The organism is Streptomyces sp. NPDC002958 (genome assembly GCF_055563255.1).
The window spans coordinates 1-24,027 of record NZ_JBVHDS010000020.1; the positions used below are offsets into that span (position 1 = coordinate 1).

The 24,027-nt window shown below is 68.5% G+C and carries 19 protein-coding genes and 3 pseudogenes; 9 read left to right on the plus strand and 13 right to left on the minus strand.

Features of this window, described 5'->3' with window-relative positions:
* Nucleotides 1–160: 160 nt before the first annotated feature.
* The 3 genes and pseudogenes from ACZ3IC_RS26345 to ACZ3IC_RS26355 all read left to right on the plus strand — a co-directional run.
* Nucleotides 161–285, plus strand: a pseudogene (locus ACZ3IC_RS26345) (IS5/IS1182 family transposase); the annotation flags it as partial.
* A 666-nt stretch (nt 286–951) separates the two neighbouring features.
* Nucleotides 952–1,194 (plus strand): annotated as a pseudogene (locus ACZ3IC_RS26350) (reverse transcriptase N-terminal domain-containing protein); the annotation flags it as partial.
* A 212-nt stretch (nt 1,195–1,406) separates the two neighbouring features.
* Nucleotides 1,407–2,741 carry a group II intron reverse transcriptase gene (locus tag ACZ3IC_RS26355; RefSeq protein ID WP_467419893.1) on the plus strand — a complete coding sequence of 445 codons (1,335 nt, stop codon included), beginning with the start codon at nt 1,407–1,409 and terminating at the stop codon, nt 2,739–2,741.
* Nucleotides 2,742–3,003: 262 nt separating this feature from the next.
* On the opposite strand, the gene ACZ3IC_RS26360 is transcribed toward ACZ3IC_RS26355, so the two are convergent.
* Nucleotides 3,004–4,785 (minus strand): helix-turn-helix domain-containing protein, encoded by a 1,782-nt coding sequence (locus ACZ3IC_RS26360; protein WP_467419895.1) that lies wholly within the window; start codon nt 4,783–4,785, stop codon nt 3,004–3,006.
* 195 nt (nt 4,786–4,980) lie between these two features.
* On the opposite strand from ACZ3IC_RS26360, the gene ACZ3IC_RS26365 reads away from it, so the two are divergent.
* Nucleotides 4,981–5,994 carry an extracellular catalytic domain type 2 short-chain-length polyhydroxyalkanoate depolymerase gene (locus ACZ3IC_RS26365; protein ID WP_467419897.1) on the plus strand — a complete coding sequence of 338 codons (1,014 nt, stop codon included), beginning with the start codon at nt 4,981–4,983 and terminating at the stop codon, nt 5,992–5,994.
* A gap of 274 nt (nt 5,995–6,268) precedes the next feature.
* Here ACZ3IC_RS26365 and ACZ3IC_RS26370 read toward each other — a convergent pair whose 3' ends face one another.
* The 3 genes from ACZ3IC_RS26370 to ACZ3IC_RS26380 all read right to left on the minus strand — a co-directional run bounded on the left by ACZ3IC_RS26370 (nt 6,269) and on the right by ACZ3IC_RS26380 (nt 8,029).
* The gene (locus tag ACZ3IC_RS26370) at nt 6,269–6,541 is read right to left on the minus strand and encodes a DUF6225 family protein (RefSeq protein WP_467419900.1); all 273 of its coding nucleotides are present in this window, start codon (nt 6,539–6,541) and stop codon (nt 6,269–6,271) included.
* Between the two features lie 150 nt (nt 6,542–6,691).
* A complete protein-coding gene (locus ACZ3IC_RS26375; RefSeq protein WP_467419901.1) occupies nt 6,692–7,123 on the minus strand; it encodes a DUF6083 domain-containing protein in 432 nt (143 codons plus the stop codon).
* A gap of 396 nt (nt 7,124–7,519) precedes the next feature.
* Nucleotides 7,520–8,029, minus strand: a complete 510-nt coding sequence (locus ACZ3IC_RS26380; RefSeq protein WP_467419904.1) for a GNAT family N-acetyltransferase — start codon at nt 8,027–8,029, stop codon at nt 7,520–7,522.
* Nucleotides 8,030–8,079: 50 nt separating this feature from the next.
* Between ACZ3IC_RS26380 and ACZ3IC_RS26385 the strand changes: the two genes are divergently transcribed.
* Nucleotides 8,080–8,685 (plus strand): TetR/AcrR family transcriptional regulator, encoded by a 606-nt coding sequence (locus ACZ3IC_RS26385; RefSeq protein WP_467419906.1) that lies wholly within the window; start codon nt 8,080–8,082, stop codon nt 8,683–8,685.
* A gap of 244 nt (nt 8,686–8,929) precedes the next feature.
* Here the strand turns inward: ACZ3IC_RS26385 and ACZ3IC_RS26390 are convergent, their stop codons facing one another.
* The 5 genes from ACZ3IC_RS26390 to ACZ3IC_RS26410 are packed head-to-tail and all read right to left on the minus strand — an operon-like array spanning nt 8,930 to nt 16,201.
* Nucleotides 8,930–11,719, minus strand: a complete 2,790-nt coding sequence (locus ACZ3IC_RS26390) for a DUF5682 family protein (RefSeq protein WP_467419908.1) — start codon at nt 11,717–11,719, stop codon at nt 8,930–8,932.
* Nucleotides 11,716–12,828: an ATP-binding protein gene (locus ACZ3IC_RS26395; protein ID WP_467419910.1), complete on the minus strand. Its 1,113-nt coding sequence runs from the start codon at nt 12,826–12,828 to the stop codon at nt 11,716–11,718. The genes ACZ3IC_RS26390 and ACZ3IC_RS26395 overlap by 4 nt, the downstream gene beginning before the upstream one ends.
* 12 nt (nt 12,829–12,840) lie before the next feature.
* On the minus strand, nt 12,841–14,313 hold the full coding sequence (locus ACZ3IC_RS26400) for a vWA domain-containing protein (RefSeq protein WP_467419911.1): 1,473 nt from the start codon (nt 14,311–14,313) through the stop codon (nt 12,841–12,843).
* Entirely contained in the window at nt 14,310–15,698 is a 1,389-nt protein-coding gene (locus ACZ3IC_RS26405; protein ID WP_467420041.1) for a hypothetical protein, read from the minus strand. Before ACZ3IC_RS26405 ends, ACZ3IC_RS26400 begins: the two co-directional genes overlap by 4 nt.
* Nucleotides 15,698–16,201: a hypothetical protein gene (locus ACZ3IC_RS26410; protein ID WP_467419914.1), complete on the minus strand. Its 504-nt coding sequence runs from the start codon at nt 16,199–16,201 to the stop codon at nt 15,698–15,700. The genes ACZ3IC_RS26405 and ACZ3IC_RS26410 overlap by 1 nt, the downstream gene beginning before the upstream one ends.
* An 890-nt stretch (nt 16,202–17,091) precedes the next feature.
* On the opposite strand from ACZ3IC_RS26410, the gene ACZ3IC_RS26415 reads away from it, so the two are divergent.
* The gene (locus tag ACZ3IC_RS26415) at nt 17,092–17,649 is read left to right on the plus strand and encodes a hypothetical protein (protein ID WP_467419916.1); all 558 of its coding nucleotides are present in this window, start codon (nt 17,092–17,094) and stop codon (nt 17,647–17,649) included.
* A 388-nt stretch (nt 17,650–18,037) separates the two neighbouring features.
* On the opposite strand, the gene ACZ3IC_RS26420 is transcribed toward ACZ3IC_RS26415, so the two are convergent.
* Nucleotides 18,038–19,018: a nitrilase-related carbon-nitrogen hydrolase gene (locus tag ACZ3IC_RS26420; protein WP_467419917.1), complete on the minus strand. Its 981-nt coding sequence runs from the start codon at nt 19,016–19,018 to the stop codon at nt 18,038–18,040.
* A gap of 320 nt (nt 19,019–19,338) precedes the next feature.
* Here ACZ3IC_RS26420 and ACZ3IC_RS26425 point away from each other — a divergent pair, with 320 nt between their 5' ends.
* A complete protein-coding gene (locus ACZ3IC_RS26425; RefSeq protein WP_467420042.1) occupies nt 19,339–19,581 on the plus strand; it encodes a diguanylate cyclase in 243 nt (80 codons plus the stop codon).
* A gap of 162 nt (nt 19,582–19,743) precedes the next feature.
* Nucleotides 19,744–20,397: an IS200/IS605 family accessory protein TnpB-related protein gene (locus ACZ3IC_RS26430; RefSeq protein WP_467419919.1), complete on the plus strand. Its 654-nt coding sequence runs from the start codon at nt 19,744–19,746 to the stop codon at nt 20,395–20,397.
* 295 nt (nt 20,398–20,692) lie between these two features.
* Here the strand turns inward: ACZ3IC_RS26430 and ACZ3IC_RS26435 are convergent, their stop codons facing one another.
* Nucleotides 20,693–22,189, minus strand: coding sequence for an ankyrin repeat domain-containing protein (locus ACZ3IC_RS26435; RefSeq protein ID WP_467420043.1), 1,497 nt, complete (start codon nt 22,187–22,189; stop codon nt 20,693–20,695).
* On the minus strand, nt 22,182–22,730 hold the full coding sequence (locus ACZ3IC_RS26440; RefSeq protein WP_467420056.1) for a hypothetical protein: 549 nt from the start codon (nt 22,728–22,730) through the stop codon (nt 22,182–22,184). Before ACZ3IC_RS26440 ends, ACZ3IC_RS26435 begins: the two co-directional genes overlap by 8 nt.
* A 29-nt stretch (nt 22,731–22,759) precedes the next feature.
* Between ACZ3IC_RS26440 and ACZ3IC_RS26445 the strand changes: the two genes are divergently transcribed.
* Complete coding sequence (locus ACZ3IC_RS26445) at nt 22,760–23,272, plus strand: hypothetical protein (RefSeq protein ID WP_467420057.1); 513 nt, start codon at nt 22,760–22,762, stop codon at nt 23,270–23,272.
* A gap of 63 nt (nt 23,273–23,335) precedes the next feature.
* Here ACZ3IC_RS26445 and ACZ3IC_RS26450 read toward each other — a convergent pair.
* Nucleotides 23,336–24,025 (minus strand): annotated as a pseudogene (locus ACZ3IC_RS26450) (ATP-binding protein); the annotation flags it as partial.
* Nucleotides 24,026–24,027 lie beyond the last annotated feature (2 nt).

The window sequence follows — 24,027 nt, forward strand, 5'->3', positions numbered from 1 at the left end:
CGCCCGTCGAGTACGAAGCCAACTACTACATGGAATCAACGAAACCCCAGGTCACAACCACAATCTGAGATCTCTACCGAACCCGGGGCGGTTCACACCCATCCTGCGCCCTTTTCCCTGACCGCCTGTGTCCTGGCCGCAAGCATCCTGCTGAGCGGCGCCCCAGCCCTCTGATCAAACCGCCCACGCAAGCGTCGCGGACGTGCTGGAGGCAGACCACCCGTGTTCGACCGCGACGCCTACAAGCAGCGCAACACTGTCGAGCGATGCATCAATCGCCTCAAGGTGCGACACGAGGTCGCACACGTTAAGTGGGAAAGCCACGAAGGAAGGAGAGATGTGCTGACCCCGGATTAGTGTCCGTATCCGTTCCCGCGCTCACATGCGTCGCCGGTAACAGCGGGGTGTGAAGCTGAGCGTTCAAGCTCAAGGGTTCCCCGACCACCGGGGAACAACCGGCGAGGGAAAGGCTGGGCGGGTGAACTGCGTGAACCCCCATTGATGTCTCGTAAGGTTGAAGCTGCCTGGTGGTCTGCAGTCAGCAGCTATAGAACCCGACGCTGAAACGCGTCAGGCGACTTCCGGAGACTTGAGACCGGAAAGAGGACACCGCCGGTTCCGGGATAGAGGGGGCACCCATTCCAGTCGCAACTTACGTGCGTGAAACGTGGAAACCCCGATGGAGTCCGGGCAACGGCTCGGTAAGCCAACCGCAAGGAAGGCCCAACTCTCCAGCTGGTACAGGACGGTCCAAGAAGCGAATGCCGGTAGATCGAAAGATCAGAGGAAACCTGGAGGAAACCTTCACGCCTCCAGCTATAACTCGCCGGATACGGGTCCAGTGGCCCGACCTGAAAGGGTGCCCACGTGGACCAGGTGAGCCTTTGGAGCATCCCGAGTAAAACAGCCAGAACCTGGCGGACAAGTTAGACGCGAAGGAGGAACTTACAGTTGGAGTTATCCACGCCTGTTCGGGATTCCATAGCGAACGGACCCCAGGGCGGACACCTCAACTGGCACAGCATCGACTGGGCCGGAGCCGAGGAGAACGTACGGCGTCTGAGACAGAGGATCTTCAAAGCGACACAGGAAGGGGACCTCAAGAAGGTCCGCAATCTGCAAAAACTCATACTGAGAAGCCGCAGCAACACGCTCGTGAGCGTGAAGCGGGTGACACAGCAGAGCAAGGGCCGCAAGACGGCAGGAATCGACAGGGAACGTGCCCTCACTCCCCAGGCGAGAGCACGGATGGCAGTGGAAATCGACAGCCAGACACAACCCTGGCGAGCCAAGCCCGTCAAGCGGGTCTACATCCCGAAGAGCGACGGAAAGCAACGACCACTCGGCATCCCCGTCATGCGTGACAGGGTGATCCAGGCACGTGTGAAAAACGCGCTGGAGCCGGAGTGGGAAGCCGGTTCGAATCACGCTCCTACGGATTCCGACCGGGCCGCGGATGCCACGACGCCATCCAGGCGATCTTCAGCACCGCGAAGGGCAAGGCTGCCAAGCGCCAGTGGGTACTGGACGCCGACCTGGCGGCCGCGTTCGACCGCATCGACCATCCCCACCTGCTCGATGTCGTTGGACAGTTCCCAGCCAGGGAATTGATCCGGCAGTGGCTGAAGGCGGGCGTGGTTGACGACGGACGCTTCACCCGGACCGATGAGGGAACCCCTCAAAGCGGAGTGATCAGCCCTTTGTTGCTCAACATTGCTCTGCACGGAATGAAGGAGGCCGCAGGAGTACGATTCGCCACCCGCAAGGGAAAGGTCATGTGGGCTGCGAAAGGGACTCCGATCCTGGTGCGTTACGCTGACGACTTTGCCGTGTTCTGCACGAGCAAGGAGGAAGCGGAGACCGTCAGGCTACGTCTGGCGGAATGGCTGCACCCCCGAGGACTTCGCTTCAATGAAGAGAAGACACGAATCATCCACCTCTCGGATGGATTCGACTTTCTGGGGTTCAACATCCGCCGCCATGGCGACAGCCTGATCATCACGCCCAGTAAGGATGCGGTCAAGAGAGTCCGGAATCGACTGAGATCCGAGATGCAGGCCCTGCTGGGACAGAGCATCACAGTCGTACTACGCCGCCTTTCCCCTATCGTCAGGGGCTGGTCTGCGTACTACCGGACGGTGGTGTCCAGCCGCACGTTCTCGGCGCTGGACAGCTATGTGTGGACGCTCACCTACAAGTGGACCAAGCGCACCCACCCGAAGAAGTCGAAGCACTGGATTGTGAACAAGTACTTCGGAAGGCTTAACCGGTCCAAGATGAACAACTGGGTTTTCGGTGATCGCGCCACAGGTGCACACCTTCCCAAGTTCGCCTGGACCAAAATCAGACGGCACCAGTTAGTCAGGGGGAAGTCGTCGCCTGACGACCCCGAACTCCGTGACTACTGGAGCCAACGCCGCAGAACGCGTACACCGCCCCCGATGGACAAGACCAGCCTTACTCTGGCAGCCCGCCAGAAAGGAATCTGCCCTCTGTGCGGTCAAGCGCTCATCGCCGGCGCGGAATACGAACCCGATAGTCCACGCGAATGGATCGAATGGTTCGACGCGATGAAGAAGCGGTTGCACAAACACCACTTCGTCTACCGGCGGCATGGCGGCTCTGATGAGAGCAAGAACCTTCGGCTCGTCCACTCGGAATGCCATCGCCAGCACCATTCAGGCGACAGCGACCGGAAAACAGCAGAACCTGTGAAGCCTCCGGGCTTGCTTGAGCCGTGATGCCTGGAAACAGGCACGTCCGGTTCTGAGGTGGCCGGGCCACGGCGACGTGACCCGGCTACCCGACCCATGGCGCGGCCTGGGTGAGGTCGACTCGGGCGCCCTGCCGGTGTTTCCACCAGTGGGTTTCCCCGAGCCGCCAACGCAGCCCGCATGCGTCGCAGCGGACCGTCCTGTCTGCCAGTGTCAGGGGTAGGACCAACAAGACCAAGCACGAGCCGAACAGGACCTTACGCCTACCGTGCACGGCCTCGTCACGGCCTCACCCCGCCGTTCGTCGCATGGTGAGAGCCAGGTGGACCTGCAGGGCGTGGTCGCCGTGGCGCCACTGCGGGCCGATCAGCGCCGAGATGCGGTCGATGCGCTGGTAGAGCGTGTTGACGTGGACGTACAGGGCGGTGGCGGTACGGCTCAGGCTGCCGTCGCAGGTGAAGTAGGTGAGCGCGGTGCGCACCAGATCGCTGCCGCGCGTCTTGTCGTGCTCTACCAACGGACCGATCGTGCGGCGGACAAAGCGGTCCAGTTCATCGCGGCCCGCCGGGCCCAGCAGGATGCCGTGGATGCCGAGGTCGTCGCGGCAGGCACCCTCGCCGGCGCGGTCCAGCGCGACCAGTACGTCGAGGCAGCGTGAGGCGTCGCGGTGTGCCTCGACGACGGCCGCGGCGCCGGGCGCCGCGGACTCCGCACCGACCGTGACGGGGTGACCGATCCCGGTGGTCAGCAGTTCGGCGAGCGTACGAGCGGCGCCGCCCGGGTCTTCGGCGCCGGGCAGGACGACGACGGTGCTGCCGCCGTACTCGCCCGCGATGCCGCCGAGCCGGGTGGCGTGGCCGCCCGCCAGTTCCGTGATGCGGCGCCGCCTGCCGTGGTCCCCACCCCGGGCCACCAGCACGACATGGTCGCGCTCCAGGTCGAGACCGACCAGCGCGGCCCGGCGGCGCAGCCCTTCGAGGTCACGGTGCGGGGCGCCCAGCAGGTCTTCGAGGATCTCGCCGCGCAACCGGTGCTCGGCCTCCGCGACCGTACGTTCACCGAGCAGCATGAGGGCGGCTGCCTGGGCGGCCCGTTCCAGGGCATGGATGTCGGAGGCGTCGAGGCCGCCGCGTGCGAGCAGCAGCATGCCGAGGTGTTCTTCGGCGGCGACGATCGGGGTGACACAGACGGTTTTTCGTGACGCGGAGCTGCGGCGGTCTCGGGCCTGCGTCATCTCCCGTACGAGGCCCGCCGGTTCGGGCGGTGCGTCGCCGGCCGAGGCGAGCGGCCGGTCCTGGGCGTCGAGGACGAGGACGCTGCCGCGCAGCACGTCGGCGAGGGCCGTGGCCAGCCCCTTCGACCCGCCGCCGTCGAGCGCGACAGCGGTGAGCCGCTCGTGGACGGCGGCGGTCTTGCGGACCTCTTCGAAGAGAGTGGCGTTCTCGATGGCGAGGGCGGCATGGTTGGCGAGCGAGATGAGCAGGTCGACCTCGTCGGGCGAGAAGGGCCGCACCCGGCGGTTGGCGGCGAACAGCACCCCGTACACCTGATCGCCGAACTTCAGCGGCACGCCCTGGATGGCCACCAGCCCCTCGGCGCCGATCACGCCGTCCACGTACGGGGTGTGCTCGAAGCGGGCGTCGTTGGGGTAGTCGGCGGTGTGGTACGGCACGGTGGTCGCGGCGACCAGTCCGCCGAGGCCGGTACCGGCGGCGAGCCGGCCGGTCTTGAACCCGTCCGTCGTGATGCCGTCGGTGACGCGTACGTATGTGTCGCCCTCCTCCGGGTCGGAGAGCAGCAGATACGCGACATCGGTGCCGATGAGGGTGCGGGCGCGGCTGACGATGGCCTGGAGGACGTCCTCGAGGTCGCGCAGCGATGCGAGGTCTCCGGCAGTCTCGTAGAGCGCGGCAAGCGCGGCCTCCCGGCGGCGGTGGGCCGCGAGCCGGGAACGTATCTCCAGTGCTTCGTCGATGAGCGGCAGTTCGGCGGCCACGGCACGGAACGCCGACTCGTCGGCCTCCTCGCGCAGCAGGCGGAGCAGAGTACCGGTGGTCGCTGGTGTCGTCACCGGGCCAGTGATACCGCACCGTTGCCGCCGTGCACCCCGGGCGACGGAGAAAACCTCCACTCATCTGCCGTCGACGATGTGGCACACGCCCATTTCCCGCAGGGCGGTGCACGGCCAACCATGGCCCCACCCATTTCCGTACCCCCCCACTTCCGGCTCCGTTCACCGAACGGATGCCAGTGAAGGAGAGCACACGTGAAATTCCGCTCACTGCGGGCCGCCGCCGTCACCCTGGCCGCCACCCTGGCCGCCGCCCTGGGGCTCACCGCCCCCGCCCACGCAGGCGAACCGGGCCTCCCCCGGCTCAACATCACCGACACCTACGTCACCGGAATCTCTTCCGGCGGATTCATGGCCTCGCAGCTCCAGGTCGCCTACTCCGGCACCTTCAAGGGCGCGGGCATCGTCGCCGCAGGCCCGTACTACTGCGGCAAGGGAGGGATCGTCGTCGGCCTGGTCGCCTGCGGCACAGGTCTGATCTCCACCGACCCCGAGGGCATCGAGCAGATCGCCCGCCGCTGGTCGGCCGAGGGACGGATCGACCCCGTGTCGAACCTGGCGGGCAAGCCCGTCTACACGTACCACGGCACCCGGGACCCCGTCGTCCCGACCTCGGTGAGCGACGAAGGGGTCCAGTTCTACCGGGACTTCGGGGCCCGGACCGCGTACCACGACACCGATCCGGCAGGGCACGGCTGGCCCACCCCGAACGCCCCGCTGAGCTGTGGCACCACGTTCTACCCGTTCCTGATCAACTGCGGCAACGACCCGCAGGGCGAGATGCTCGGCCACTGGCTGGGGCAGGTGAAGGCACCTGCCGCCTCGCAGTCGGGCACCGTCAGCCGGCACGACCAGAACCGATATGTGCCGGGCGGCCTGGCCCAGTGGTACAGCATGGGCAGCAGCAGCTTCCTCTACACGCCGGACTCCTGCGCGGAAGGGGCCGCGTGCAAGCTGGTCGTCGCACTGCACGGCTGCATGAGCGACAACAAGTTCGTGGGGGACCGCTTCGCCCGTGAGTCCCATCTCAACGAGTACGCCGACACCAACAACCTGGTGATCCTCTACCCGCAGACCGACATCAGCATCCTGCGCGGCAATCCGCAGGGCTGTTGGGACTGGTGGGGGTACACGGGCAGCGACTACGCCCAGAAGTCGGGACCGCAGATGCGCGCCATCCTGAGCGAGGTGCGTGCGCTCGGCGGCTGATTTGTTACGCGCCGCCCCTGGCCGTGTGGAGTGGCTCGGCATCCGGCACCTGATGGGCGATGATTTCCATGAGGTGCCGGTGATGTGGGAGGGTGCGACGCCGATGGAGCCGTCGTCGTCGTAGCAGCCTGTGCGTCGAGGGTCCGGATCTCGTCCGCGACGTCGTGCGTGTTCCTCTGCGGCTCACGGTCCAGGTCCACGGTGTTCTTCTTGGCACTGGGCGCTTCTGGTCGGTGGTGCCGCGTGGCTGACAGCCTGGGAGAATGCGGTTGGTTCAGTCGAGCAGGTCGTACCTGTCGGCCGTCCAGTCGGCGAACAGAGTGAGCGCCTTCTCGGTTTCGGTGTGCTCCTGGCTGTTGGCGGTGGCCGGCCACCAGTTCTCCACGTGTTCGGCGTCGACGAGCACGTAGGAGGCATAACCGTCGAAGTTGCCGGGGTCCTCGGCGACACCGATGTGGATGGGTGTGTCATCGGGCAGGTCTTTGATGGCTTCGCGGAGCCGGGCGGCGTTCCATACCAGCGGTGCGTGTTCAAAGGTGTCGGCCATAGGCACAGGATGCCGGACCGGATCGACAGTCCGGTTGAGGACACGGCCGTACCCCGGGCCAGAGCGCTGATCCGGGGTACGGGCCGGGGTGAAAACTGATCACCGGATGGCGAACCCAGCCGGTGGGCACGGTACCCAGCGGCCCGGCGATCAACCCGTGTCGGGAAGGTCCCAGTCTTCGGGGAGGTTGAACAGGCGCTGCGCCCGGCGTTCGTTCTCCTCTCGGAGGATGTGGGTCCAGGGCCAGGAGTCTTCGGGTGGGAGGTAGGGGCAGGCCATGCGGTGCGGGATGTGGCATCGGGCGCCGGAGAGGGGTTCGGCGTCCCAGAGGTTCATGGCGGTGCCGCCCGGAGTGATGATCCAGCGTCGGCGTGGGGGCACGGTGTGGGTGGGGACGATGATCCTCGGTTCGAGGAGGACCCAGTGCCCCTGATAGTGAGTGGGATAGCGGTCTTGGGGGAGGTCACAGTAGGGGCAGTCGGGTGGGTTGGGTGGTCGTGGGGCAGTGGCGCCTTCGAGGAAGGCGTGGAACGCGTTGTCGGTGCTGTCCGGGCCGGGTGTGGCGTTTTCGGTGTCCCCCATGTTTGAAAGGGTCCGCACGGGACGTCAGGCGCGGTAGGACGCGATCCAGACGTGGCAGGTGGGTCAGAACACCACTGATGTGCCGTAGGGCGCACCATGAGGTGTACAACAGCCCAGCGGTACCGCTGGGTCAGGCCGAAACTGCGTACGCGATGGCAGGCTTCGTAACCGAGGAAAATCGGTGCGCTCGTTGATCCAGCGGTGCCGACCGTGTCCGCGCTCGCCAGTGCGGCCTGGAATATTCGGCCGAAGGCACTGTCCTTCGCCCGCCCGGCGGACGCGCGTACGCGGCGGGCGGGGCGGCGTGCGGGAGATATCGCCCCTCTGTGAGGTCGAGGAGTCGGCACACGCACCTTGACCTCAATCCGGCGCCTGCCTTGCCGGTGCCGGTGCTGGTCACAGGAGGAGTTCCATGCGCTGTTCGACGGTGTCGATTCCCCATTTGCGGGCGGAGCGCGAGACCTTGACCTGGAATCCCGCCTTGTCGTAAAGGTGGTGGGCAGCTTCGAGCCCGGTGACGGTCCACAGGCAAACCCCGTCGTAGTCGCGGGCGCGGGCCTCATCGAGTGCGATGTTCAGCAGGTCGCGACCCAGCCCTCTGCCTCGGGCGGAAGGGGCCAGGATGACCCAGCGCAACTGTCCCCACCCGGCCTGCTCCTCCGACCGGGTCAGTCCGGTGGCGCCTACGATCCGGCCGTCAACCTCGGCCACCCATAGTTTGCCGGGGGCTGCGGAGCCCTCCCAGTGACAGGCCAGCACCAGCTCGGCCATTCCGGCCGCAACATACGCCTCCATCGTCGGGTCCATGCCGTATTCGCGCTCGTAAAGGACTCCATGGAGAGCCGCCACCGCGCCGAGATCGCCCGGGCGGTCCGCCCCACGGATGATGGCCGCGGCCTGCGTCATGCTGTCTACCCTTTCACTGAAACACTCGTTTCAGCGAAAGGGTAGACGACATGCCAGCCGACTCAGGCAGCCCTTCCTCGCCGCGCCGTGAGGAGCTGCTCGCAGCTGCCGTCCGCTACGTCGCCGAGCACAATCTTTCCGACCTGTCACTCAGGCCCCTCGCTGCGGCGACCGGCACCAGCCCCCGGGTTCTGCTCTACTTGTTCGGATCAAAGGAGGGGCTGATCCGCGAGGTGCTGGCGGTGGGCCGTGCCGAGCAACTGGCCCTTCTGGAACAGTCCGCGGAGCAGGGAAGCGACGCCCGCGAAAGCCTTGAGCTGCTGTGGACTTGGCTGACGGCCGCCGGCCATCGCAGCATGCTCCACCTCTTCTTCGAGGGATACGTGCGCGCCTTCGGCCACGCCGGCCCATGGCAAGGTTTTGACACCGCCTCCCTGCGTGAGTGGCGGCAGCCCCTGGAAAACGTCCTCGGCGAACGCGCCTCGGACGCCACGCTGGCACTCGCCGTACTTCGCGGACTCTTGCTCGACCTTCTCGCCGACGACGCACACACCGAGCGAGTGAACGCTGCCTGGCGGACATTCCTCGACAGCTTGTTCGATCCCATGGAACCCGCCGACTGCACAGATCGCACATCCGGCGCACGAGGCGCCTGAGCGAGGGCCGGACCTCGCCGTCGGCACCGGATGCCGCCGGTTGCCTCTGGATGTACCCGGGCAGGGCGCGAAACCTGAGCCCTGGCCGGCCGGGCGGATGTGACGGCGGCCGCCCGGCCGACTGACCGCGGACTTCGCCCGGCTGCGGCCGGACCTGAGCCCGCTGGCCGGGCCCGTCGGAGCACCCGCGGCTCCGGTCGCCGCCGACGACGGATCCGTTGCGCGGGCCTTCACCCCACCGAAGTCATGCGTTGGCGAGCAGCACCTCCAGCGCCATGGCCGAATCCGGATAGTGGCCGGCCAGTACCGCGCCGCCTGGCAGGCCGGGATCCGCCGTCTCCCACGTCCCGTCGCAGTTCAGCAGGCTCGCCACCGCGTCGCACGCCGCAGGGTGGGCAGCGAGCAATGCGCAACCGCGGCTGCCGTCCGCGCGCCGCGCCGGACGCACGGGCTCCGGCTGCGCCTGCCACGGCGGCACCCACTCGTCCAGCACTGCGAGCCGGCCGGGGAAAATCCGCCCGGCCTCACGGATCAGCAGCGGGGCCAGTTCTGCGCCGCCCGATCGCAGGGTGGTTATCAGGGTCGGCAGCCACGGCAGGAGCACCGAGTCCGGCAGCCGTCCGAACGCGTTCGACACCGCCTCCACAACGAAGTCGGTAAGGCCCGGCACGGGCTCCAGGGCGTGTACGAAGCCGCTGAGGTAGCGCGGATAGGCGGGCACCACCAGGGGGTTGCCCAGAAGTTCGTCGCACCGCGCCCGAAGGTCCGCGCGGGAGAGGTGCCCGAGTTGCGTCTGGGACGCCCACAGCAGCGCCGTCTTCGATGCGTCCTCCGGATGCGACTGGGCAACCGCCAGCTCCAGTTGGGTCCGGTCGCAGCCCAGCGACAGCGCCAGGCTCTCCATGCTGAACAGGAAGCCCAGCATCGCCGCCACTTGGCGGACGGAGGCGTCGTCATCGGTGAACGCCGTCGGCAGCAGGGTGCAGTAGTGCGCGTATCCGGTCTTGACGAAGGACTCGATCCACGACGGCAGCACCGGCTCGCCGGTGCGGTAGTACGCCAGCAGCCGCCGCACCCGGCGCAGCACCTCCGGCGCGCCGTCGACGCTGCGTTCGGCCGACAGCACCTCCAGGGCGCGTGTGCCCAGCTCGTCGGCGAGGCGACGGCTGCCCAGGTACAGCGTCGCGTCCTCGACGGCTTCGAGGACGGTCGCCGCGGTGGCGTGCGGGCCGTACGCCGTGCGGCGCAGGCGCTGCTCCAGGACGTGCTCAATGCTGACACCCTCGTAGCCGAGCTCGATGAGCGCACGCTGGTGGGTGCCCAGCGCAAGGTCCCACGACTCCTGGATCGGCCGCTCCCCCAGTCTCCGCTCGCCCATGATCGGCCGCGCGGTGCCCTGCGGCATCAGGTAGCGCAGCATCCACAGCACGTCGGAGCACTGCTCCAGTTCCGGCTGGGCGGCTATGTCCAGCAGCGCCCGTTGCACACCGCGCTGCTGGAGCTTCAGATTCAGGGGCGTGAGCCGGTCGTGCACGTCGCGGGCCAGGGGAGGCAGCGCGTCGTAGCCGACCTGGCCAATCCGGTCGCCGCCCATCATGATTTCCACGAGTCGGCGCACGTCGCGCCGGCCGGGCACGGTGTCCTTCTCGATGCAGGTGACGGCCGCGTCCTGGAAGTCGTACGGCGTGGGCTTGGCCCGGTCACGCATCCCGGCCAGCAGGATCGACGTCTCGAACACCGCGATGGCGTCGGCGGTGGAGGCGAGGTAGCCGTTACGGCGCGCGGCGCGCACGATCTCCACCGACCAGCCGAGCAGTTCGGTTTCGTCCAGCCGGTCCAGGACGGGCGGTTGCTGCAGGAAGCCGGTCAGCTTGTCCGAAGGCGGGACCGCCGGTACGGGAGCCGCCGCGGCTGCAGTCTTCTTGGCCTTCGATTTCTTCGCACCCGCCTGTCCCTCCAGGCGGTACGGCTTCACGCGCGTGCGCCTGACGTTCTTCGCCCAGACCGTCGCGGCGATCGACACCGATCCGGCGGCGAGGCCGAACTGCGTCTCGATCGCCGCGTGGCTGGAAGGAATCAGGCCGTGCTGCCACTTGGTGGCACTGCGCGGGCTGATCTCGAAGGTGTCGGTGCCGCGGACGCCGAACTCCGCGACGCGGCTGGCCGCGTGGAAGGCGCCGCAGACGTAGAGGCAGTCCGCGGGATCGGTGCCGGTCGCGGCCAGGTGCTCGCGCATCCTGGTCCACATGTAGCGCTCGCGGTCCTCGTCCAGGCGCACCCGATGGGGGTCGCCGGGTGCGAGGCGCCGGAAGAGGCTGCCGATCAGGAGCATGACCTGGCGGTAGGTGTCGTGGTCGCTGTCGCCGAGCGGCAGTTCGACGTACTGGTGCCACCACTCCGACCAGTGCCGCACCCTGCCGTGGCGCAGCAGGTGTTCCTCCAGTTCGGAGAAGCGCGGCCGCAGGTCGCCGATCTCCACGCCGACCGCGTCGCCGTGCAGGGCGGCCTCCTCCTCGGCGGGCGGTGCGTCCGGATCGGCGGGTTGTGTCCCACGCGCGTCCCACTGGAAGACGTGGTCCGAAGAACGGTCGACGAGGACCAGTTCGACGTCCGGCGTGTCCAGTGCGTAGGCGATCGCCTGGTACTCGGCCGAGGCCTCGGTGATCGGCGCGACCACCGACAGCGGAGACCACTCGGCCGGGAAGCCGTCCACCTCGGTCGCGAACGCCTGGACCGCCACCGGGAGCTTGCAGTTGCGCAGTTCGGTCAGCAGCGGTGCCATGTCCTCGCACAGCTCCAGGTATACGACCTTGGGCTGCTTCTCCCGCAGTCGGCGGGCCATCGCGATCGCCGAAGCGGGCGAGTGGTGGCAGACGGGGAAGATCTCCAGTGACTCGCGCACCGCGCGGTCGACGTCATCGACGATGCCGAGGAGGATGCCCTCCAGGGCGTCGGGCCCGTCGGCGAACGTCGCGGCGGCCTCTTGCAGCTGTGTGCGCAGTTCTTCGAAGGTCCCCTGGTGCGTGCTGCTCATGACAGGGTGGCGATCGCGTCGCGGCCGCCCTCCAGGAACTCCGGCCAGGATCCGCCCTCTTCCTTGCTGCGCGGCTCGACGACGCCGTGCAGGTACTTGTTGAGGATGGCCAGGTCCTCGGGCTCTCGCCGGGCGAGTGACCCGACGAGCGAGGAGGCCAGCGTGCGGGCGGTCAGGGCGCGCTCGCCGAAGAAGTTGCTGTGCAGGACCGCATCCTCGAGCACGCCGATCTGTTCGGCGGTGGACAGCGCGGACTCCAGCTTCTCGTCATCGCTGCCCGCCGCGGCCGCCGAGGCGCGCAGATCGGCGAAGCTCTGCAGCAGTACGTCGAGCAGCGTGGGCGGCACGTCCAGCTCGATCTGGTGGCGGCGCAGCAGTTCCTCGGTGCGGAAGCGGACGATCTCGGCCTCGCTCTTCTTGTTCGTCATCACCGGGATGCGGACGAAGTTGAAGCGGCGCTTGAGCGCCGAGGACAGGTCGTTCACGCCTCGGTCGCGGCTGTTGGCGGTGGCGATGATCGAGAAGCCGGGCTTGGCGAAGACGATGTTGTCGCTGTCCAGTTCGGGAACCGAGATGTACTTCTCGGACAGGATCGAGATCAGCGCGTCCTGGACGTCGCTGGTGGAGCGGGTGAGTTCCTCGAACCGGCCGATCGCGCCGGTCTCCATCGCGGTCATGATCGGCGACGGGATCATCGACTCCCGGGACTGGCCCTTGGCGATGACCATGGACACGTTCCAGGAGTACTTGATGTGGTCCTCGGTGGTACCGGCCGTGCCCTGCACGACCAACGTGGAGTTCCGGCAGATCGCGGCGGACAGCAGTTCGGCCAGCCAGCTCTTTCCGGTGCCGGGGTCGCCGATGAGCAGCAGGCCGCGGTCGGAGGCCAGCGTGACGATGGAGCGTTCGACGAAACTGCGGTCGCCGAACCACTTCTGCGAGATTTCCCGGTCCAGACCGTCCGAGCGCTCGGAGCCCAGGATGAACAGGCAGACCATCTTCGGGGACAGGCGCCAGGAAAAGGGCTTGGGGTTGTCGTCGATGGACTCCAGCCAGTCCAGTTCCTCGGCATACTTGATCTCGGCAGGGGCGCGCAACAGGTCGGACATAACAGGGCCTTTCTAAGCGAGAAATGTCTTGAGTTCGTGGACGAGCTTGCGGATGTGGCCGGAGAGGACCGGCGTACCGAGGTCCTTGAAGCGCTCCCGGAACCACGGATTGACACTGCCGCGGCCGGAGCTGGTCACCGAGCCGACCGGGATGAATTTGGCTCCCGAGCGGTGAATGGCGGCCATGCTCTCGAACAGCTGCTCGGTACGCCATTCATAGAAGTCGGAGATCCACACCACGACGGTGTTGCGGGGCTCGGCTATCTTCGGCTGGGCCAGTGCCATGGCGACAGTGCCGTCCGTGCCGCCCCCGAGGTTGGTGCGCAGCAGGGTCTCGAAGGGGTCGTGCACCCACGGCGTGAGATCGAGCGCCTGCGTGTCGTACGCGATCAGGTGGACGTCCACCTTGGGCAGCCCGGCGAAGATCGACGCCAGGATGGTGCAGTTCACCATCGAGTCGACCATCGAGCCCGACTGGTCCACGACGACGATCAGCCGCTGGGGCGTCGTCTTGCGGGCGGTGTGCCGGTAGTAGAGGCGGTCGACGTACAGCCGCTCCTCCTCCGGGCTCCAGTTGGTGAGGTTCTTCCAGATCGTGCGGTCGAGGTCGAGGTTGCGGAACACCCGCTTGGGCGGGACGGAGCGGTCCAGGGCGCCTACCGTGGCCTTCTCCACCTGGGTGCGCAGCACTTCGGCGACCTCGTCGACGAAACGGCGGATCAGGGCCTTGGCGTTGGCCAGGGCCACGCCCGAGAGGTTGTTCTTGTCCCGCAACAGTTGCTCGATCAGCGACATACTCGGGGTCAGCTGCGCGGCGAGCTTGGGGTCGGCCAGAACCTCACGCAAATGCATCCGCTTGACGAGGTCGGCCTCGATGGCGGCGAGTTCCGGACCGATCGCCGGAATGAGCCGGCTGAGATCGGGCGTCGTGCGGCGACCGCCGGTGCCGGTCGGGCTGACGCCCGGTCCTGCGGCTCCTCCCCCTGCACCTCCGCCTGCGCGGCCGCCCCGCAGCTCGCCGGGCTTGCAGCCGAGCGCGCGCTCCAGCCAGCCCGCGTCGGACTGCCAGCGCGCCAGTTGCCCGGCGGTGACCGTGCCGGAGCCGGAGGCGAAGACGTTGAGCAGCACCTTCGACACCAGCGCCGCGCGCCGTACTTCGGCGGCCCGTTCGCTTGCACCGTCGTCGTCGGGCTCGGGCGCCATCAGACCGTCGAACTCGGCGGCCAGCTCCGGGTGGCGCTGCACGATCGAGTCGACAGAGGACTGCGGGTCCAGTAGCGCGGACGGCAGACCGATGTCCTCGACGACGGCGAGGCTCGCCGATTCCAGTGTGGCCTGCTCCTCATGGTCGAAGAGGCGGGCGAGGAGTCGCCAGTAAAGGACCTGACGGCGGTTGCCGTGGGGGTCCCCGTCAGGGTTCTGTGGGTTTGCGTACTCGGCCGATTGCCCGATTCCAGCAGATCGCCCGGTCGTATGCTCCTTCATTTCCGCAGCAGCCTCCCCGCGCGCTCGCGCAGCACGGCCACGGCGTCGATGGCGGCCTTCTCGGCCTTGACGCCGGCCTTGTCGGTCGTGCCCCCTGCCCATCCCCCGGCGGGGATCGCGACAGCCTTCTTCCGTACGGTCGTCTCGACGGCCAGAGGCTGGACGCGATACGTCCCGGCGTCCCAGCGGAGAAGCCCGATGCACGCGCCGGACGCCGCGACGGCCTCCGGGGTGAGCGGTCCGGCGGTCGGAATGCGGTCGGTGTCGACAGCGAGCGGGTGTCCGGCGAAGGTGAACGTCAGTGCGCCGTCGTCCTTCTGAGCGGCGTAGCCCTCCAGGAACACGGGTAGGGCAATGCGCGCCGGGTGCCGGTCCAGCGGTGCGGTCGCCGCGTCGGTCGCAGTGGGCAGGGCGACACGTGCCGTGGCGAATGCGTCGGCGGGCTCGCTCGGGCGTGCGTGATCGTCGCTCCAGACCAGGTCGCCCTCGGCGGTGACCGGCATGTCGGTGAGGTCCATCGAGCGGCCTTCGCTGACGGCTGCCAGGAGCGACATGTGGGGGCGGAGCAACTGCCAGACACCGGCTCCGACGACGGTGTCCGGTTTCGGTACCGAAACACTGGCGCGCACCAGACGGGGCGCAAAGCCGTCGGCGGGCTCGAACACAGCGTGGACCTGGGCCTGTGCGGCGGTCGCGTGTTCCTGCAGGTCGACACCGAGAGGCAGCAAGCGGCCGGTGGCGAGACCGGTCGCCGGCGCGTCGGCGGCGCCGGGCAGCGTCAGAAGCACCGCACGCGACCAGAGGTCGGCCCAGCGGCGTGCCGGGATCCTTTCCAGGGCCGCGCCGGGGCAGGATGCGGCGAGTTCGGCGGCGAAGCCGTCGAGGAGTGTCGCCAGGCGGCGCAGGGCCGGGTCCGGGAGCATCCCGGAGACGACCTGTGCCGATCCGGAGACCATGTCGTGGTCGATGCCCTGCCAGCCGGCGCGCGCCAGATCGGCAAGCCAGGAGCGGGCGGCGGCGAGTAGGTTCGACGCCTGCCTCTCGACAGCCGCCGGGGGTGTCTCCCGGCTACGGGTGCGGCCGGTCGCCTCATCCAGTCGGCTCACCAGGGCGTCATGGACGGAGCCCAGAAGTGCGGTGCGGGCGGCGGCGAGGGCGACGAAGTGGTCCTCGCTCGCGGCCCCGGCCGCCGTCTTTTCGGCCGCCTCGGCAACCCTGGCAGCCAGCGGCGTCCCCACGACGGCGTGAGCGAGCTCCGTCAGGCCGACGGCTTGGGCGGGCTGGGGGCGGAGCAGGCCGACGACGAGAGCCCGGTCAAAGGCATCGACGGCCGCCAGGGCTTCGTCGAGCCCCGCGATGGGTTCGGCCAACAGGTCGGCGCGCATCACGCCACCGCCCGGGTCGGCGGAAACCACTGCATCTCCGGCAACGGTGCGGTGGTCGGGGCGAATTCCAGGTAGGCCAGGTGGCGCAGGAACCGGCTGAAGACGGGCGCGGCAGCCTTGGTGTCCCCCAGCGGTGGACATGTGTTGCTCATGTCGGCAGCGATGGTCTGCGCGCTCGGCTCCCCGTCCACCGTTTCGACCCTCAGGTAGCGGGCAACGCGCTCGGCGCCATACTGCAGCACCGCCTCGTTGATCAGGGCGCGGATGTGATTGCAGAACGAGCCCCGCGCGCCCCCGCAGGGCCGGTTGTTGTTGGTGCTGCAAGCGAACGCGTAGGTGCCGGCCGCGATTGACGAGACATAGACCCGCCCAATGTCCGAGCCGCTGGACACCACACCCTGCAAGCGTCCGTCGGCCAGCTCGACGAACGGGACCTTGGCGAGCTTACGCGGCCGTGCGGGTGCTATCACCCGTGCCGTGCTCGACCTCTCCCAATCTGACAACGCGCCATCTCCTATGCACCAAGGGGACTTCTCCGCCACAACGACGGGACACGACTGAACATACTTGCGACCACTGACAACGCCGATCACGGACGCACGGACGCGTCACGCACTGCTCACAGGGCCGGAGACATGGCCTCGGAGTGAGGCGGATGTCTGGTCGTACTTCTTCGGGTACGGAGAGGAGGTGACCGGGAGGCGATGACGGCCGCACAGTGGTGTTTGCCACCCTGGTGCGGGACGGCCGCCTCGATGGTCTGCAAAGCCTCGTCCAGCCACTGGCGTCCGTCTCCTCTGCCGCGCGGGAACCGGGCGCCGGGCGCGATTGGGCTCCGCTCGCCCCCGCCGTCGCCGTGCCCGCATTCGCCGGCGTGCAACTCGCCAGAGCGCGATCAACACTCGGGGCCCACCAGAGCGCGGCCGCCACCGGCCGAAGAGGGGGCAGCATCGCAGTAACTTGACCAAGCCCCAATACCCTGCCCGTTACGGTCATCCGCGACACCCACCAGCTATGCACCGAGGCCCGGCAATGACCATACGGCCCGTCACCGCAGGCCAGGGCAGGCCATGGTAGGGATAACAGACGCTCAGGACGGTAGCGTGCGACGCCCTGTCCGGGACGTGTCAATAGAAGACACGCCGTTGCCAGAGTGAGCGAGCATCAGAAAGTCCCCTGGAAAGGCTAATGCAACATCAATTTCCATAGATTTAAAGCTAGTTGGACTCTCATCAGATTATCCGTAAATAGCATATTGGTGCTTCGTGTCCCCCGATCGGCGCCCCAGCGCGCACTCTCCAACGTGTCCGATATGACAGGTATGGGGACCGTCAGTACGTTCAATCACGGGCCAGTTGTTCAGCCGGCCTCTCTCTGAGACAGGAGAAGTGACATGGTTACCCGATCCAACGTCGTTACCGCCGCCATCGCGGCCGCTGCGGCTCTGGCCGCCACCGGCATCACCTACGCCTCGGCCGCCACCACGGAGCCGGCCCAGGCAGCCCCTGTCGTCCAGCAGGCCACCGCTCCCGTCTCGGCCCTCGACGGCGGCGACGCTGGCAAGGGTGACGAGAGCAGGGGCGGCAATGGCAAGGATGACGAGGGCAAGGGCTACGACAAGGGCTACGGGGACCGGGACCACTACGAGGGCCGAATCCACATCAACGAGCGCACGTACACCGACGACCCCGGCGGCTGCATCACCGTCGTCAGCGGCCTCGGCTCCAAGAGCCTCAACATCCGCAACGACAGCCGCAGGACCATCGAGGTCTTCCGTGGGGCCACGTGTGACAACGGCGCCCCCATCGCCACCGTCGGACCCCACAGCTCCAGCGACGGCGTACATCCCGGCCATGTCAAGGGCGGCGTGTTCGTCCGCGACGGAGTCGTGGGCAGCTTCCGCGTGATCGAGCACCACTACGACGACTACGACGGCGACAAGGGCCACTGACCGAATCACCGATTGATACGCAACCCCGGCCCGCCGGAATCGGGCCGGGGTTGCGTGCGCAAGCACCAACCGGAATACCTACACCCCCCTGAAGTTGAGCGCGCCGCGGCCCTGGACGTAGAGGGCCCGTAGATCGCCTCGTGCGGATTGATCCGTATCGGGCACGAGGCTCTGCGGTGTCCGGGCATCCGTCCGAGCGCCTCCTTCCGGTCGGCTCCCCTGGCCGCAACCGCAGCGGGCTGACCCGCAGTGGGACGCGAATCCAGGGTGGACGCGAAACCCAACGCCCAGCGCCGCCGAAGGTGCCCTTGAAGGGGAGCAGCGGCCCGGACCCTCAACTGGGGCCCATATCCGCCAAGCAATCCCTTCGGGGCTCTGCCGCTGGCGGTCAGCTGCTGGTGACGGAGGTGTGGGGGGACTCGTCGACGTGGAGGGTAAAGACATCGGGGCGGGCGTAGTGGCCGGTGGGGTCGAAATCGAAGCGGGCGCGAGCGAGGTCGTCGAGGTCGAGTTCGGCGGTCAGGATGCCCTCGCCGTCGCGCAGCGGGCCCGCCAGAACCTCGCCGAGCGGGGAGACGATGACGGAGCCGCCGCCGATGAGGACAGTGTCGGCCTCGTCGCCCTGGACGGGGTGGAGGTCGGCTGGCAGGGCGTCGCGGCGCAGGTACTGGCTGGCGCCGAGGACGAAGCAGCGGCCCTCCAGGGCGATGTGCCGCATGGTGGCCTGCCAGGCGTCGCGGTCGTCCACTGTTGGTGCGCACCACAGGTCGACGCCTTTGGCGTACATCGCCGTGCGGAAGAGCGGCATGTAGTTCTCCCAGCAGATGCCGGCGCCGATGCGGGCGGTGCCGGTGTCGATGACGGGGAGGGTGGAGCCATCACCCTGGCCCCACAGGTAGCGCTCGGCGGCAGTGGGCATCAGCTTGCGGTGCAGGCCCAGGTAGCCATCCGGGCCGAAGAAGAGCGCGACGCAGTACAGCGTGCCGCCCTGCCGTTCGACCGCGCCGACCACGGCGTGGCATCCCACCTCCCTGGTGACGTCGGCCAGGGCCTCGACCTCCGGGCCGGGGGCCTCGATGGCGGCGGCATGGTAGCGGCGGAAAAGGTCGCGGCCGGCCGGGGTGCGGCTGCCGACCGAGATGCCGAAGTCCAGTCCCTTGGGATAACCACCAAGGAACGCCTCGGGAAGCACGACGACCTGGGCGCCATGGCGGACGGCAGCCTCGCGGATGAGTTCTTCGGCGCGGGCCAGCGCCGCCGACGTGTCGAACAGAGGAGCGGCCGCCTGGACGACAGCGGCGATCACGGTGCGATGGGGCTCAGGAGAGGCGAAGATCATGCCGTCGAGGTTACGAACTACCGCACTCATCCGGCTGACTAATCCTTAGAATGGTTGACATTCATGAAAACGAATTCACGACGTCGAACCCACAATCAGCGTGGACGCCTCCTGCACGATTAAATCCGCCAAGCCACACTGGACGCACCTCAGCCCATGAGCGGTTCGCTGGCTTCCTCCGTAGCGACCTCGACACCGTCACTGCCGGACTCACCCCCACCGGGAGCGTCGGCGTCGTTGAACGAGGTGGGCACCGTTGACCGCTCGCCAGCTGGCCTGGGCGGACTCGATCAGCTTGAAGACCACGGCGAGGGCGGCGGCCGCGCTGCCGGCTCCACGCCCGGCAGATCCTGCGCCGCCAAGGCGACGACACGGCCGCGGTGATGGTCGACGCCGACCACTTCAAGACCGTGAACGACTCGATGGGCCATGCGGCCGGCGACGCCGTCCTCGCGTCGCTCGCGGCCCGGCTCACCGCCTGGGCAGGCCCTCGCGCAAGCACTCCGGCCGCGCCCTTCTCGCGACGGAACAGCAGGCCAATGCGCCGTCCCATCAACGGGCGCAGGGCCGCCGCAAAGCGGAGCGGCCCGTGAACCGTGGCCGTCACCGATACCCCGTCGCATCCGCCGACGTGCCGGCATCGTCGACCTCGACAGTAGCGCCAGCAGTCCGGACGGGAACCGTCGAGGTCGGTGAAGCCGCCGAACGAGGGGTCGCGGGTGAGGACCTGGTCGGCCACCCGGTAGGCGTCGTCGGTGCGGCCGAGGGCGAGCAGGCTGCGGATCTGGGTGTCGCGGACGAAGTCGTACTCCGGCCGCGACGCCCAGATCCGCCACGCCCTGACCCGCCTGATCAACTGGGCCAAGCAGGCCGATGTCGCCGCGATCGCCATCGAAGACCTCGACTTCACCACCGAGAAGACCCGCGAGAAGCACGGCCGCAAGAAACGGTTCAGGCAGCTGATCTCCGGCATCCCGACCGGGAAGCTCAAGGCCCGGCTGGTCTCCATGGCCGCCGAACACGGCCTGAGCATGGTCGCGGTCGACCCCGCCTACACCTCCCTGTGGGGCGCCCAGCACTGGCAGAAACCACTGGCCACCCCCAAGCGAGAGATGTCCCGTCACGATGCCGCCGGCATCGCGATCGGACGACGCGCCCTCGGACACCCGATCCGGCGTCGGACGGCACCGCCCCCACACGACCGGAGCGATCGTGCGGGGCATCGGACCGCCCAGGCCGGACCAGGTGACCGGGGGCGTGAGGGAACCCGCCCACCCGCAACGGACCACGCCCCCGGAGACGTGCCGCCGAACGGGACGAGAAAGCGGCAACCCAGCGCATCCAAAACCGTTCGGGATGCGCCCAGAACGCACCAGTGGGTCCAAGACCCACTCATGCACACTGGCTAGGAACGGTGAGTGCACCGTTGTGAGGTCGTGGCGTGATGAAGCAACCGCGCTCGCGGATTCCTGGTCGGTCATCCGTGGTTGCTCCTTTGCTGCTGCTCAAGTAGCCCCGCGGGCCGGTTCGGTGAGACTGTGTATGGTCCCGGGCGGCCGAGGCAACGGTTTGGTCCTGCTCGGCGGCTCCCTGGGCTCGGCGGCTCCGGTGAGGCGGGCTTGGGGTGGGCAAGCGCGTGCCACGGTGTGCTGCCGCGGCCCGGCTGGGGCGGGCCGTCGGGTCAGCGGGGGCGTCCACTCGGTCTCAGTAGGGCTCGGCTTGCGGTTCCGTGCGGAAGACGGGCAGGCCCTCGCTCAGCCGGACGGAGAGCAGGCGATGGTCGAGCATCTCCTCGTCCTCGTCCTCGTCGGCGGCGAAAACCTCGTCCACCAGGAGTTCACGCAACTGCTCCTGTACGCCGCCGCCGTACCCTTGCTGGTAGTCGTCCAGGTCGAAGTGGAGATCCGCATCCACGGTCGCGATCGTGTAGTGGTCGTCCTCGATAACCAGGCGAGCGCGGATCGTGCCCGCCTGGAGCGTGTGGTCGTTGTAGCTTCCATGGACGGCCTCGGCCTCGATGTCGCCGCGGATGTACATCTCGCCGTCGGTGAACACCCCTCGGGCCGTCACACCGCCGCCGATTGCCACCACCGAATCGGGGCCGCAGTCGGCCAGCACGCCTTGGATTGTCAGCGAGCCGGTGACCACGAAAGGGGCCACAACGTCCAAGTCGCCCTCCACCACCAGATCGCCGTGGTGGAAGAACGGCGTGTCCAGCCGCTGATCACCCATCAGCGTTCGCGTCGTACCTGACTCGCCGAGCACCCTGATGCACAGTCGGGGCACCGCGGGCAGCAGGTCAGGGTGACAGTGGTGGCGCAGTGCGGAGATCAGGTCCTGGTAACTGTCGAAGTCCGGCTCCACGAGCTCAGTGAGCCGGCCGCTGTCGTCGGGGATCCCGGCAGCCTGGCACACCTCGGCCCGCTCGACACGCAGCGCCGCGGCGGCCTGCCGGACGGTGGCCATGTCGATGGGCAGCGGCCCACCTTCCACGACGGGGTACCGCACATGCGCTGGGGCGTCCGCCGCCTGGAGCAGCGCCACGATCCCCGCGCGCGCCCGACGCTGGTTCTCGTTGTGCTGCGGCAGCCGCAGCGCACTCCCGAGAGGTGTCCGGCCGAGGTTGTTGACGGCGGCGGTGTCGGCGCCCCGCTCCACGAGCAGCTTCACCAGCCCGGGCCGCATGGAGTTGACGGTCGCGTGCAGCGGAGTGTCACCCCGGTTGTCGACCGCGGCGATCGGCGCGCCGTGGTCGAGCAGGAAGGTGTAGAGCGGCGTGGCCGCGCAACTGTGGTGGGCCAGGGAACCACCAGTGGTGAACAGGCTCTCGCCGTCCAGCCTGGCGCCGTGTTCGACCAGCAGTGCCAGTACCTCCACGGAGCGTTCCGCCCACGCCGCCGGATCGGAGTCGTTGGACGCCACGGCCCACACGGCGGGTGTGACTCCCATGGCGTCGACGGCGTGCACATCGGCGCCGCACTCCAGCAGCGCCCGTACGACCTCCAGGGACGGCAGCGGGTCGTCGGCGCTGCGCGGGGCCTGCACCGCCCGGTGCAGCAGGGTGGCGCCCCGCTCGTCGCGTGCCGAGACGTCCGTCCCGTCGGCGATCAGCGAACGGACCAGTGCGGCCCGCTCGGAGGCGTCGCCGTCACCAACAGGGGTGACAGCAGCAAAAATTGATTCGCTCACGACTTCACTCACGGTGAGGACTGTACGGCGGCCCTCTGACACATGGGCCCCGGCCGACCGGGCGTCGACTTCCCCATAACGTAGAACACCACATGGAGGAGGTGCGGGCGCCGTCGCCCGCCGCCTTGGCGAAGGGGGCTCCCAGCAGCAGGCTCTGCGCCTCCCGGAGAGTCGCGCCGGACCGTGCGCTCTCTCGGGCGGCTTCGGCGAACGCCCGTGCCGCCGCGGCCGGGTCCCCGCGGTGGGCCTCGACCCGGCCGAGGGCACGCAGCGCCGCCGCACGCCGGGTCGGCAGGTCGAGCCGTTCGGCCTCCTTGAGGGCGCGCTCGGCCCCGCGCTCGGCCTCCGCCGTCTCCCCGACGGCCAAAGCCGCCGCGACGAACAGCTCCAGGAACTCCGGGAGCAGCGAGGGCTGCAGCCGGGGCAGGTCACTGCCGCCGCCCGCCTCCAGCAGCACCTCCCATGCGCGGTGCGGGTCACCGGCGCCCATCGCGGCGAGGGCGAGCAGGGACCGCGACAGCGTCGACCACCCGCTCTCACTCGTGCCTTCCACCACTCCGCCTCCTCGGCGGCGGTGTTCTCGTGGACCAGCGTCCGAATCAGGGGGTGGCGCAGCGCCACACGGCATTTGCCCCGTTCCGTACGGATCAGATCGCGGCGCATCAAGTGGCGCAGGGCATCGACCACGTCGGAGACGGGCGAGCCGGTGAGGGTGCTGATGAGGTCGGCCGTGGCGTGGTCGCCGAGGACGGCGGCGGCCTCGACGGTACCGCGCTCCAGCGGGTCCAGCGGCGCGAGTTCGTCGAGCAGCAGCGCCTCCAGGCCCGTCGGCGGTGCGCTGGCCGGAACGGGGAGCGTCGCGCCGGACATCCGGGCGGCACGATGGGTCTGGAGGAGCGCCAGGAAATACAGAGGGTTGCCCTCGCTCGCCGCGTACATCTCGGCCGCCCGGTGCCCCGGCAGGTCGTGGGCCAGCCCTTCGACGCACTCGCGCTCGCCGAGCGGGCCGAGGGCGATCCGCAGCACCGCGCCGGTGTCGGTCCCCTGGGCCAGTGCCGTGGTGAGCGCGGTCGGGGCCTGGCGGTCGCGGCGTGAGACGACAAGCAGGAAAGGGGACGTCATGGGGTGCCGTACGAGGTGGTCGACGAGTTCCAGGGAGGCGGGGTCCGCCCAATGCAGGTCGTCAAGCACGACGAGGAGCGGTGCCCCTCGGAAACGGCGCAGTACGTCCGTGATGGTGCGGTGGAGGCCGAAGCGGTCCCCGCCCCACGGCTCGGCCGTCGGCTCGGTCCCGCCCCGCAGTACCGGGGGGCGTTCCCTCAGCGACGGGAACGCCCTGAGTGCTCGGTCGTCGAGATCGGCGAAGGCGTCGGCGAACGGCTGGAATGGGCTGTGCCGCTCGCACTCGGTGGCCCGGCCGCGCAGCACGGTGACCCCCCGGCGGCGGGCGAGCGCACTGAACTCCGCCAGCAGCCGGCTCTTGCCGATGCCCGCCTCACCTGTGATGTCGACGACCGCCGGGCCGCCGGCTCCCATGCGCATCAGGGCCGTGTCGATTAGGGCGAGCTCGGCGGACCTGCTGATGAACGGCACCCTCTCCGTGCGCCCGGCCGGTGCGTCGTACGACTCCACCACCACGATCTCCTTCGGTACGAACGCCGCCACGGCGTGCCACGCCCCGGCGATTGCGCCACCGGGGCCAGCACTGGTGTCTGTCAGGCAGCGTTCTACAGCACGGCTACGACAACGCCGTTCCCCTCGCGCGCCCGGCCCCGTCGCCCCGGGCGCGTGCTGACGGCAGAGGCGCGGCGCGTCACGCTGCTGACCCGTCACCTCGCGGTGATCCATCG